The organism is Mycolicibacterium houstonense (assembly GCF_900078665.2).
Taxonomy (GTDB): Bacteria; Actinomycetota; Actinomycetes; order Mycobacteriales; family Mycobacteriaceae; genus Mycobacterium; species Mycobacterium houstonense.
The window spans coordinates 447,569-458,711 of record NZ_LT546208.1 but is presented as its reverse complement, the minus strand read 5'-3'; the positions used below and the strand labels follow the sequence as shown (position 1 = coordinate 458,711).

Here is an 11,143-nt window from a genome sequence, read left to right as displayed (position 1 = left end):
CTGGCGGCCCTGTTGCTGCGCGGGCCGGTCGCATCGCGGTGGGCGCGCGCAGCCTGGCTGGCGCTGACCGCGGAATTCGCGGTTCGGCGTTTCCTGGCCGGGCCGGCGACCGTCACCGAGGCGGTGCGGATGCTGATCACCAGTGTGCTCATCCCGCCCGTGGCCGTGGCGCAGCGTCTGCGCGGTGAGTGGACATACCGTGCCGCCCACCGGGATCCGCCCCTGGCAGTGTTGCTGGACCGTGACGACACCCTCATCGTGGACCACCCGTACCTCAACGATCCTGACGGGGTGCGGCCGGTGACCGGGGCGGCGGATGCGCTCGAGCGATTGCGGGAGCGCGGATTGTTGCTGGCCGTGGTGTCGAACCAATCCGGCGTGGCCAAGGGATTGATCAGTCCGAGTGAGCTCGCAGCGGTCAATGCTCGGGTGAACGCGCTGTTGGGCCCCTTCGATTCCTGGCAGGTGTGCGTGCACGACGCGGGGGACGGCTGTGGCTGCCGCAAACCCGAACCCGGCATGGTGCGGGCAGCCGCCGAGGCGCTCGGCGTCGAACCGTCGCGGTGCGTACTGGTGGGCGACACCGGTGGTGACGTGCAGGCGGCGCTGGCCGCCGATGCCGATGCGGTCCTGGTTCCCACCGAACGGACTCTGCCCCAGGAGGTTTCACATGCGCACGCCTGCGCTCGAGTTGCGCCGACGCTGCAGGCCGCGGTGACTCTGATTCTCAAGGACGCCCGATGAGGAGGCGATGATGGCGCGGGCGGTGGTGGCCAGGCTCGACAGTGCGGGTGACGTCCTGATCACCGGGCCTGCGGTGCGTGGGGTCGCGGCCGCCCACGACTCGGTGACCTTCCTGGCCGGGCCGCGGGGACGGGCCGCCGCCGAGCTGCTGCCCGGTGTGGACGACATCATCGAATGGCAGGCGCCGTGGGTGGATTTCGAATCGCCCGCCCTGACCCCCGATCACGTGGCGGCGCTGATCAAGCAGCTCCGCGATCTGGCCCCAGACCGGGTGTTCGTGTTCACCTCGTTTCATCAGTCACCGCTGCCGTTGGCGCTGATCTGCCGAATGGCCGAGATCGGCTGGGTCGGCGCGATCTGTGAGGACTACCCGGGCACGCTGCTCGACCTCCGCCATCACGTCGCCGCGGGCGTGCCGGAACCGGAACGGGCACTGTCGCTGGTCGAGGCCGCCGGCTTCGGCCTGCCGGCCGGGGACGACGGTTGGCTACGGGTGAAGCAGACGCCGCTGCCGGACGCGTTGACCGAATACGTCGGCGAGACACCGTATGTGGTGTTCCACCCCGGCGCCGCGGTGGCCGCCAGGCAGCCGACCGCATCGCGCAGTGCGGCGATGGTGCGGGCACTTGCGGCCGCGGGGCACCGCGTCGTGGTGACCGGCGGCGAGGGAGAACGAGACCTCACGGCACGGGTGGCCGGTGAGGTGGCGGTAGACCTCGGCGGCAGGACGACGCTTCCGGCATTGGCGGGCGTGTACGCACGGGCCGGTGTCGTCGTCGCGCCCAATACCGGACCGGCACACCTGGCGGCGGCAGTAGGTGTGCCCGTGGTTTCGCTGTTCGCGCCGGTGGTACCCGCCGGGCAGTGGCGGCCTTACACACGTCAGGTGATCGTGCTCGGGGATCAGGACGCGCCATGTCGCGGCACCCGGGCGCGCACCTGCCCGATACCCGGGCATCCGTGTCTCGACGGGATCACCGTCAGCGCTCTGCTGACCGCGGTGGAACGACTGCTCAAGGATGGGAGGTAGGAAATGTTGATCGGAGATCACATGGCGGCGCTGGCTCAGGCGGTGGGCCGGGTCGACGTCGAGGCTGCCAGGCTGACCGGTTGGGGGCATCGGCTTGCCGACGTGCTCACCGCTGACGGCCGACTGTTGGCCTGCGGCAACGGCGGTAGCGCCGCCGAAGCGCAACACCTGACGGCCGAACTGGTCGGCCGATTCAAAGATGAACGGATACCGCTGTCTGCCATCGCATTACACGCCGACACCTCCGCTCTCACCGCGGTGGTCAACGATTATGGTGCCGAGGAGATGTTCGCCCGCGGGGTCCGGGCCCATGGGCGTCCCGGCGATGTGCTCGTGGCGCTGTCCACCAGCGGGACGAGTCCTAACGTGCTGTCTGCCGTCAAGGCCGCCCACGAAACCGGGCTCACGACGTGGGCCATGACCGGGCCAGCGCCCAACCCACTGGCGGCGATGTGCGACGACGCGGTGTGCGTGGAGGCCACCACCACCGCCACCGTTCAGGAGATCCATCTGTTGCTGGTTCACTCGCTGTGTATCGCCCTCGATGATGCGTTGCGCCAGAACGGCTGCATGGCGGGGCCGGAGGTGTCCGGATGACCGGGCCATTGGTGATCGTCGGAGACTGCATGCTCGACGTGGACATCGAGGGCAGCGCGACTCGGCTCAGCCCGGAAGCGCCGGTGCCGGTGGTGGATGCGGACCGGGTGTGGCAGCGGCCGGGGGGAGCCGGGCTGGCGGCGGTGCTGGCCGCCCGGGTCGAATCCGACGTGGTCCTGGTGACCGCCATCGCCGAAGACGACGATGGACGGCGGCTGACCGAACTGCTGACCGCTGCCGGGGTCACCGTGGTGGCTCTGCCGATGGCAGGGAACACGTTGTGTAAGACCCGGATTCGAGCGGCCGGCCAATCGGTGGTGCGACTGGACCATGGGGACGGCGTCGCCGCCGGGCAGGATCTGCCCAGACAGGTCGCCGAGGTGCTCGACGCAGCCCGTGCGGTCTGCGTGGCCGACTACGGCCGCGGGGTGAGCGCGCACCCGGGCCTGCGTCGCGTGCTCGAACACACCGCGATCAGGGTGCCGCTGGTATGGGACCCGCATCCGCGGGGCGCCCGGCCGGTGCCCGGCTGCTGGCTGATCACACCCAACGATGCTGAGGCCGGCAAAGATTCGGCCGACACGCTGCGCAGGCGTTGGCGGGCCAGGGCGGTGAGCGTGACCCTCGGTGCCCGAGGGGCGGCGTTGGCTACCGACGACGGCCGGGTCACCGATATCACCGTTCCGGATTCCACCCCGCGTGGTGCGGTCAGATCGGACACCTGCGGTGCCGGCGACAGGTTCGCGGTGGCTGCGACCCTCGCGCTCGCCGAGGGGGAACCTACGGTTGCCGCTGTCACCGAGGCGGTATGTGCGGCAAGTCGCTTCGTCGCGGCGGGCGGGGCGATCGGGGTGTCCACCCCGGGCCGCCTCGGCGGCACCGGCGAATCCCCCGCATTCACCGCGTTCCTCGGCGAGGTCACCGAGGTGCGGGACCGCCTACGCCGCCGCGGCGGAAGGCTGATCGCCACCGGAGGCTGCTTCGACCTGCTGCACACCGGGCACGTCCGGCTGCTGCACCGGGCGCGGCAGTTGGGTGACGCCCTGGTGGTGTTGCTCAACTCCGACTCCTCGGTTCGGGCGCTGAAAGGCGCTGACCGGCCGGTGATGTCGCAGGACGACCGCGCCAGGGTGCTGTGCGCACTCGCCTGTGTGGATGCCGTGGTGATCTTCGACGAGACCTCACCGGAACGGCAGCTGGAGCAGTTACGTCCGGACGTGTGGGTCAAGGGCGGCGACTATGCGGAAGCAGACCTTCCGGAGGCGCCGGTGGTGCGCAGCCATGGCGGGGAGATCGTTTTACTTCCGACGATCGCCGGTTACTCCTCATCCAAGTTGATCGCCGCGATGCGGTCGTGACCGAAAGGGTGTTTCGTGAAACTGGGCAATATTCTCATCACCGGCGGAGCCTCGGGTCTCGGCGCCGCCACCGTGGAAGCCGTTGTGCGCCACGGCGGCCGGGCGCTGGTGATCGACCGTAAGACTCCTGCCGCCGATGTCGATTTCCGATGCGCCGATCTCGCGGATACCGAGGCCGTCGACACCGCGGTGCGGGCGCTGGCCGAGCAAGCCGGTGGGGTCATCGACGGTGTGTTCACCGCGGCAGGCATCGACTCCTGCGGCAAGCTCGACGATGTCCCGGCCAAGGATTGGGAACGGGTGGTCCACGTCAATCTGCTCGGGACCGTCGCAGTGATCCGCTCGGCGCTGCCGTTCCTCAAGTCCAGCGGTGGCCGCATCGTGACATGTGCCTCCACCCTCGGCATCAAGGCCGTCAGTGACGCCACGGCGTACTGCGCCTCGAAATTCGGGGTGGTCGGCTTCAGCCGGGCCCTGGCCGCCGAGCTGGCCGGTGAGGTCGGGGTGACCACCCTGATCCCGGGTGGCATGTACACCCCGTTCTTCGACGGGCGCGACGACCAGTACAAACCGCCGGCCGAGGCCAAGCTCAACGAGCCCGCGGACGTCGCCGAAACCGTGGTGTTCGCGCTGTCCCAGCCACCCGGATGTGAGGTGAGGGAACTGGTGGTGTGTTCGTCGACGGAGGCGTCGTGGCCATGACGGCCGCCACAGATGTTGTCCGGCAGACGGATTCCGGTACCCAGGACATCTACGTGCTGCGCGCCCTGGGCCTCGGAGATCTGATGACGGGGATCCCCGCGCTGCGGGGATTGCGGCGGGCGTTTCCGCGGGCCCGCATCGTGCTCGGCGCACCAGGGCGGTTTCGGGGCCTGGCGATGTTGACCGGCGCGGTGACCACCGTCGACCCTACACCCGGCCTGGGGCGGCTCAATCCCCGGCAGCAGACTCCGGATGTAGCGGTGAACCTGCACGGCAGCGGACCCGAGAGCATCGCCGATCTGCTGAGGCTGCGACCGAAAACGGTGGTGAGCCACCGTCATGCCGGCTATCCGGAGCTGGCCGGGCCGCCCTGGCGCGCCGATCTGCACGAGGTCGACCGGTGGTGCCATCTGATGGAATGGCACGGAATCGACTGCGACCCGACCGATCTGGCGATCGACCGGCCGGCCGGTTACCCGGACCGGTCGGCTGTCGTCGTGATACATCCCGGGGCGGCATTTCCCTCCCGGCGCTGGCCGCCGGAGCGCTACGCGACGATCGCGTCAGAGGTGAGCAAGGCCGGCTACGACGTGGTGGTGACGGGCGGAGCCGACGAGACGGATCTGGCGCGCACCGTGATCGAAGGCGCCGGCCTACCCGAGTCGTCGATGCTGGCCGGGAAGCTCGATCTGCTCGAACTCGTGGCGCTGATCAGCGATTGCCGGTTGCTGGTCTGCGGTGACACCGGAGTCGGCCATGTCGCGACCGCCACCGGCACGCCGTCGGTGCTGTTGTTCGGCCCCACCCCGCCGAGCCGTTGGGGCCCGCGCGGTAGCGGACCCCATGTCGCGCTGTGGGCCGGAGACTGTGGGGATCCGCACGGTCAAGTGCCGGACAGCGGCTTGCTGTTGCTCACCGAGTCCCGGGTGCTCGACGCGGTGTGCGAGCTGCTGGGGGACTCGCCGTGAGGGTCGGGGTGGTCGGCGCCGGCTATGTCGGCCTGACCACGGCGGTGTGCCTGGCCGAGCGCGAACATGACACGGTGTGCGTCGACATCGACACCGCACGGGTGCGGCGGCTGACCGCCGGCGCCATCTCGCTCGACGAACCGGGTCTGGCCGAATTGCTCGGGGCGGGTCTGCGTGCCGGGACGCTGCGGTTCAGCGAGGACTACACCACCCTGGCGGATCGAGACGTGGTATTCGTCTGTGTTCCCACACCCAGCGGCAGCGACGGGTCGGCGGACCTGAGTGCGGTCGATGCGGTCGTCGAGAATCTGGCCGGGATCCTCGAACCCGGCGCCGTGCTGGCGATGAAATCGACCGTTCCGGTCGGCACCACCCGCCGCGTGAACGAGCGGTTGTCCCGGCACAAGGTGCGCGCCGTGTCCAATCCGGAGTTCCTGCGGGAAAGCCACGCCGTCTACGACTTCCGCCATCCGGACCGCATCCTGATCGGTGCCGACGACGGTGCCGCGGCCGACGTCGTGGAGCGGCTCTACGGCACCGCCGCGGGCGGGGCGCTTCGCATGAGCCCGGAAAGCGCCGAGCTGGCGAAGTACGCCAGCAATGCGTTTCTGGCCGTGAAGATTTCGTATGCCAACTCGCTGGCGCAGCTGTGCGCGCGGGTGGGGGCCGAGATCGGCGACGTCACCCGGTGTATGGGAGCCGATGTCCGGATCGGTCCGCACTTTCTGCAACCAGGCCCGGGGTGGGGCGGCTCATGCCTGCCCAAAGACACCGCCGAGTTGCTGCACACCGGCCACCGCCACGGTGTCGAGATGGCTGAGGTGTCCTCGGCGTGCTCGACCAACGCGGCACAGACCGGCCGTATCCTCGACGTCCTGCGCCGGACGATGCCCATTCCTCTCGCCGAATCACGAATCACCGCACTGGGTTTGACGTTCAAGGCCGGAACGTGCGATCTGCGGGATTCACCGGCGCTGGTGATCTGCGGTGCGCTCAGCCGGGCCGGAGCCCAGGTGACCGGATACGATCCGCGGCTGGACATGATGGACCACGGCGAAATACGGCGGTCCGGTGTTCTGGCGGTCGACGATCCCTACCTGGCGGCCAAGGGCGCCGATGCGGTCGTGGTGTTCACCGAATGGCCGCAGTTCCGGGAGGTGAACTGGTCGCGGATCGGCGAACAGGCGGCCTCGGCGGCGGTGGTCATCGACACCCGAAATGTGCTGGCCCCCAGTGCGGTCGCCGACGGCGGTCTGCGGTACCTGGGCAACGGACGGCCGGGCGGATTCTGACGGACACCGTCAGCTGTCGTGGTGATGGTGATCGTGTAGTTCCTCTTGATCGTCTACCTCGTGGTCCTCGAGATCGACGAAGTCGTCTTTGGCGTCGGTGGTCGCCTGGATCAGCTCGTCCAGTTTTATGAGTATCGCCGTGGTTTCACGGTTCGTGGTGTGTTGCAGGACGAACAACATCGGCAGGGTGACCACGGCGGCGGCGGTATGTACGGAGACCTGCCACCAATGCTCGAACCCGACCGCCACGCCGAACATCACATACACCACCATGGCGGCTGTCACCGCCGTCGCCGTCCACCTGGTGCCGGCCCAATGGCTCAATCTGTCCAGGACTGCCGTGACCGCATCCGAGACGTTCCTGATGCCGCGGTCGTCGCGCTGTTTTCCGGCCATGTCAGCTGCCCACCTTTCGGATAATCCGGGCGGTACTGCGCTCCAGAATCGCCTGGCGTCTGTCGCTGTTCCTCACCCGAGCCGCACGGCGCGCCCCCGCGGCGATGGTCAGCCCGTCCCGATATGCCTCGATCACCCGGGGATCGACGTAAGCGCTGCGGGCCACCGCCGGGGTGTTGCCCAACGCCTCCGCGACCTCCCGCATGACCGCGGATTCGACCCGCTTGACCACCTTTTCGTCGACGGGAGGATCGGCGTCGACGAAGGCCTGGGCGGCCAGCACGGTGCCGTGCCAGGTGCGCAGATCCTTGACGGTGTAGTCCTCGCCGACCATCTCCTTGAAACGAACATTCAGGTCCTCGGCGTGCACCTCGGTCCACTCGTGCGTGCCGCGATAGGCCAGCAGTCGGTCGCCGTTGCTGCGGCTGCGCTGCAGTGACCGGACCGCTCGCGTCACCGCGGGGTCCTCGACCAGCAGGGTGCGCCGGATACCGCTCTTGGCGGGATAGTCGAACTCGACGGCCTCCGAACGCAGCGTGATGTGTTCGCGCAGCAGCGTGGCTATGCCGAATGAGTTGTTCTCCTCGGCGTACTGGTCTCCGCCGGCCCGGAAGTAGCCGAGGTCCAGGAGACGCAGTCCCAGTGCCAGCACGCGGTCCCGGGTCAGGCCGCGGCGCCGCAGATCGGTGGCGATGTCGTTGCGCCAGTCGGCGAGTCCACCCGACAGCTCCAACACCCGGTCGAACTTCTCCTCGCGGCGGTCCTCCTGCCACTGCGCGTGGTAGAGGTACTGGCGGCGGCCCGCGGCATCGGTTCCGACGGCCTGGATGTGCCCGTTGGGATACGGGCAGATCCACACCTTCCGCCACGCCGGTGGTATCACCAGGGCTTCGATGCGTCGCAGCGTCTCAGGGTCGGAGACGGCCGCCCCGCTGTCGTCACGGTAGCTGAACCCACGGCCGCGCCGGATCCGCCGCAAACCTGGGCCGCCGACGGTGCTGTGGCGCAGTCTCATCGGCGTCTTCGTCCTGGTTTAGCCACCGGACGGCGATGGGTACGCGGCAAACATGGCATTGTCAGGGCGCTCCGGTAGCGGAGAGGAGAATGTCTGCCGGACCAGTTCCGGTGGCAAACCTGATGACCGCGGGCCCGGCCACAGACCGGGCCGGCCGTTTACTGTGCTGCACGGGCGGCGAATACCCCGCCGGGGCTCAGGTCACACGCGCGGACCGCGCGCTGTCGAACTCCGGGTGCCCGCCCGAGCCGAAGCGTTGGCCGTGGTGCGGGCCATGACGGAGACTCTGGCCGGCTATGAGGAGTTGGATCGAGAAACCGCTGCCGATCTGGCTCTGGCGGTGGATGAGGCCTGCACGGTGCTGATCGGTATCGCCGCGGACGGTGCCCCCTTGGTCCTCGTCGAAGATCCCTACGCTCACCAGGTGAACGTCCGGGTGTCGACAATCTGTGCCGGAGACGAGACCGAAGGTATCGAGGCCGACGACGGCTTCAGGCTGAGCGGATTCAGCCGCCGCGTCCTTGAGGCGCTGACCGACAAGGTACGGACCTTTGCCGACCACATCGAGTCCGAGGACTCCGGCACCGGCGGCCCGGCCTTCGGTATCTCGCTGACCATCCGGCGGCGGTGGGCGCCGGCGCACGCCTAGCGATTCAGGTCCACCAGTTGAAGTTGACGCGGCTGGTTACGCAGTTTGGACAGGGCCGACGGCAGTCCGGTGGAGGTGGGCAGGACGCGCTCCGGATCGCAGATTCGCAGCACTCGGTTCACCGCGGGGCTGGGTATCAGGACCCAATCGATGTTCTCGCCTGCGCATTGCACGTTGATGGTGTGCAGGCAGGCGAAGCAGCAGGCACCGAAGAATTCGACGGAACGCATGTCCAGCACCAGTTGTCCACTCGGCCGGGTGTTCCGCAGGCCGCATTCGGTCAACTCGGCGGCGTTGGATGCGTCCAACTCACCGTGGACGCTGATCACCGATGTGGCGGGCCATAACCACCTGGTGCCGAATCGAGCGTGGGTGTGGTCGCCGAGCGGCGGTGAGGTCGATCTCGCGACGCTTATGGTTGGCATTTTGTGACTCCCTCAGTAGTAACACTGTGGTCCCGTCACACTCAGGCTCTGTGGGCTCAAAACCCCTAGGCGCAGGGAGACTCACGACCCTGCGCCCGTTTGACGATTCCGGGGCGGCTGTGAACTCAACCTGTTCTGGACTCTACGCCGCTTCAGGGGTTCGAACAATGATCATGGACCTGCGGCTTAGCCACTCCTGCCACGTCAGCCGCAGCAGTTTCGGTGGGAACCCCATGCCCCAGGTACCGCATTAGGCTCAATTCCTTTGGCGGACAAGCTGTGCGGTGCGTGGAATGTTTGACGTGCGAACTGTCCGGGTATTCGCCCGCCATGAGACTAGGTGGATTGTTCGGAACGCTTGTGCTCATCTGGCTGGTGATCGGCGTCGTGGCCGCCTGGCAGCGCGATTATTTCCAGGGCGGATCGACCAACTGCGCCACCGCAGGCGCCATAGCGCTCACGGTCCTGGCCGGCCCGCTGAACTATGCCGGCGTCAATCCAAAGGTGGACGAGTGCCGTCTGCCGCAACCCAGCGCGATGGACTCCATCGCCGTCGTGAAGTGAGGTCGTCATGATTCTGCTCGGCGCGATTCTGCTCATTCTGGGCCTGGTCCTGGACGTCTACCTGCTCTGGGTGGTCGGCGTGATCCTGCTGGTGGTCGGAGCGGTGTTCTGGCTGCTCGGCGCCATCGGACGGCCGGTTGCCGGCCGGCGCAGCTGGTACTGACGCGGACCATCGACCACAACACATCACTGACACGGGAGGTGCATGATGCCGAATCCTTCGATCAAGGACGAGAAGCTCTACGAGGAGCTGCGAGAAGAAGGAAACTCCAAGGAAAAGGCGGCGCGGATCTCCAACGCCGCTGCCGCTCGGGGGCGTTCGAGCGTCGGACGTTCAGGCGGTGAGTCCGGCTCGTATGACGACTGGACCGTAGACGATCTGCGCAGCCGGGCGAAAGAGCTTGGTATCAAGGGTTATTCGGACAAGAACAAGCGCGAACTGATCGGGATGCTACGTAACCACTGACCGGCCGTCCCGCGACCGCCGAAGGTCGGAAGTTCGCGAATTGGCCCTGCCGTCAACGGCGGGGCCAATTCATTGCGCCTCCCTGCGCCTCAATGGACCATCCGCAGTGGCAGGTGATCCGGTGTTTTCCTCGCCAGACCCGTCGCGGAGTTCTACCGTGGAAGAAGCCCGGTAGGCAGGGGCGATAGGTGGCGGGAAGGAGCAGCCATGCACGGCCCGAAAGATCCTGTTGATCACGCCCGGACGACACGACCGCATGCCGGCGAGTCCATGAAGGACAACGTCATCATGCCCGCGATCGTCTTGATTCTGGTGTCGGTGGTCCTGTTCGTCGGAACATTGGCCGCGTTCGCAACCGGTCATCCGGATGTCGGGTTTACCGTTGGCGCGCTGTCGGCGGCCGGCTTCCTCATCGGGGGATTGTGGCTCGCGCTCGAGCACCTGCGGGTACGCCGCATCGAGGACCGCTGGTACTCGGACCATCCTGGAGTGCTCAAGCAGCGCCCGAGCAGCTGAGCTTCCCCGGCGCCCGTCCCGGCCGCGGGTGCGGCCGGGTCCGTGGTGTGCGGCGCCCGCGCGCTCTCTGGCTCAGAACGTCAGGGCAAGGACCGCGAAATCGATTGCCAGCAGCGCTAATCCGGCCAACGGAACCAAGATGCCCCAGCGCAGCCTCGCGGTGATTATCGACACGGCGAGGGTTACCACGGGCACCACGGGCGCACCGTAGAACAGGATTCCGAACCAGAATTCCCCCGGCCCCTTGTCGGCGCAGGTCGGCCCGGTGCAGCCTGCCATGCCCATCACCACGCCCATGCCGTACAGGAACACCAGAATGGCCGCGGGCACCGTCAGCACGGCGAGCACCCAGGTCAGGGACATCCGCATCCGGCGCTCGGTCTTGTGCTCTGTCTGCACAGTCTGTGATTCGGTCATGGTC

16 protein-coding genes are annotated in these 11,143 nt (G+C 67.7%); 12 read left to right on the top strand and 4 right to left on the bottom strand.

Going from position 1 to position 11,143, the window contains the following annotated elements:
- The 7 genes from BN4332_RS30270 to BN4332_RS30240 form a co-directional block, all read left to right on the top strand.
- On the top strand, positions 1 to 744 hold a 744-nt coding region (locus tag BN4332_RS30270), incomplete at its 5' end, for a D-glycero-alpha-D-manno-heptose-1,7-bisphosphate 7-phosphatase (protein WP_160110957.1).
- A 10-nt stretch (positions 745 to 754) separates the two neighbouring features.
- Complete coding sequence (locus BN4332_RS30265; protein WP_200820462.1) at positions 755 to 1,774, top strand: glycosyltransferase family 9 protein; 1,020 nt, start codon at positions 755 to 757, stop codon at positions 1,772 to 1,774.
- Between the two features lie 3 nt (positions 1,775 to 1,777).
- On the top strand, positions 1,778 to 2,371 hold the full coding sequence (locus BN4332_RS30260) for a D-sedoheptulose-7-phosphate isomerase (RefSeq protein WP_220096872.1): 594 nt from the start codon (positions 1,778 to 1,780) through the stop codon (positions 2,369 to 2,371).
- Positions 2,368 to 3,729, top strand: coding sequence for a PfkB family carbohydrate kinase (locus BN4332_RS30255; protein WP_066903581.1), 1,362 nt, complete (start codon positions 2,368 to 2,370; stop codon positions 3,727 to 3,729). Before BN4332_RS30260 ends, BN4332_RS30255 begins: the two co-directional genes overlap by 4 nt.
- Before the next feature lie 15 nt (positions 3,730 to 3,744).
- The gene (locus BN4332_RS30250) at positions 3,745 to 4,431 is read left to right on the top strand and encodes an SDR family oxidoreductase (RefSeq protein ID WP_066903579.1); all 687 of its coding nucleotides are present in this window, start codon (positions 3,745 to 3,747) and stop codon (positions 4,429 to 4,431) included.
- Positions 4,428 to 5,399, top strand: coding sequence for a glycosyltransferase family 9 protein (locus BN4332_RS30245; protein WP_066903617.1), 972 nt, complete (start codon positions 4,428 to 4,430; stop codon positions 5,397 to 5,399). The genes BN4332_RS30250 and BN4332_RS30245 overlap by 4 nt, the downstream gene beginning before the upstream one ends.
- Positions 5,396 to 6,691 carry a UDP-glucose dehydrogenase family protein gene (locus tag BN4332_RS30240; RefSeq protein ID WP_066903577.1) on the top strand — a complete coding sequence of 432 codons (1,296 nt, stop codon included), beginning with the start codon at positions 5,396 to 5,398 and terminating at the stop codon, positions 6,689 to 6,691. The genes BN4332_RS30245 and BN4332_RS30240 overlap by 4 nt, the downstream gene beginning before the upstream one ends.
- 9 nt (positions 6,692 to 6,700) lie before the next feature.
- Here BN4332_RS30240 and BN4332_RS30235 read toward each other — a convergent pair whose 3' ends face one another.
- Both BN4332_RS30235 and BN4332_RS30230 read right to left on the bottom strand, forming a co-directional pair.
- On the bottom strand, positions 6,701 to 7,087 hold the full coding sequence (locus BN4332_RS30235) for a low affinity iron permease family protein (RefSeq protein ID WP_074133232.1): 387 nt from the start codon (positions 7,085 to 7,087) through the stop codon (positions 6,701 to 6,703).
- 1 nt (position 7,088) lies between these two features.
- On the bottom strand, positions 7,089 to 8,102 hold the full coding sequence (locus BN4332_RS30230) for a DNA topoisomerase IB (protein WP_066903575.1): 1,014 nt from the start codon (positions 8,100 to 8,102) through the stop codon (positions 7,089 to 7,091).
- Positions 8,103 to 8,376: 274 nt separating this feature from the next.
- Here BN4332_RS30230 and BN4332_RS30225 point away from each other — a divergent pair, with 274 nt between their 5' ends.
- Positions 8,377 to 8,751, top strand: a complete 375-nt coding sequence (locus BN4332_RS30225) for an anti-sigma factor (RefSeq protein ID WP_235654333.1) — start codon at positions 8,377 to 8,379, stop codon at positions 8,749 to 8,751.
- Here the strand turns inward: BN4332_RS30225 and BN4332_RS30220 are convergent.
- Entirely contained in the window at positions 8,748 to 9,176 is a 429-nt protein-coding gene (locus BN4332_RS30220) for an STAS domain-containing protein (RefSeq protein WP_066903571.1), read from the bottom strand. The two genes, BN4332_RS30225 and BN4332_RS30220, sit on opposite strands and share 4 nt — an antisense overlap.
- A gap of 330 nt (positions 9,177 to 9,506) precedes the next feature.
- Between BN4332_RS30220 and BN4332_RS30215 the strand changes: the two genes are divergently transcribed.
- The 4 genes from BN4332_RS30215 to usfY all read left to right on the top strand — a co-directional run bounded on the left by BN4332_RS30215 (position 9,507) and on the right by usfY (position 10,722).
- Positions 9,507 to 9,740, top strand: coding sequence for a hypothetical protein (locus BN4332_RS30215; RefSeq protein WP_066903569.1), 234 nt, complete (start codon positions 9,507 to 9,509; stop codon positions 9,738 to 9,740).
- 7 nt (positions 9,741 to 9,747) lie between these two features.
- Positions 9,748 to 9,903 (top strand): DUF6131 family protein, encoded by a 156-nt coding sequence (locus BN4332_RS30210; RefSeq protein ID WP_096867170.1) that lies wholly within the window; start codon positions 9,748 to 9,750, stop codon positions 9,901 to 9,903.
- Between the two features lie 45 nt (positions 9,904 to 9,948).
- Positions 9,949 to 10,206 carry a DUF7218 family protein gene (locus BN4332_RS30205; protein ID WP_066903615.1) on the top strand — a complete coding sequence of 86 codons (258 nt, stop codon included), beginning with the start codon at positions 9,949 to 9,951 and terminating at the stop codon, positions 10,204 to 10,206.
- Between the two features lie 207 nt (positions 10,207 to 10,413).
- Entirely contained in the window at positions 10,414 to 10,722 is a 309-nt protein-coding gene (usfY, locus tag BN4332_RS30200) for a protein UsfY (RefSeq protein ID WP_066903568.1), read from the top strand.
- A gap of 72 nt (positions 10,723 to 10,794) precedes the next feature.
- On the opposite strand, the gene BN4332_RS30195 is transcribed toward usfY, so the two are convergent.
- Positions 10,795 to 11,139, bottom strand: a complete 345-nt coding sequence (locus tag BN4332_RS30195) for a hypothetical protein (protein WP_066903566.1) — start codon at positions 11,137 to 11,139, stop codon at positions 10,795 to 10,797.
- Positions 11,140 to 11,143 lie beyond the last annotated feature (4 nt).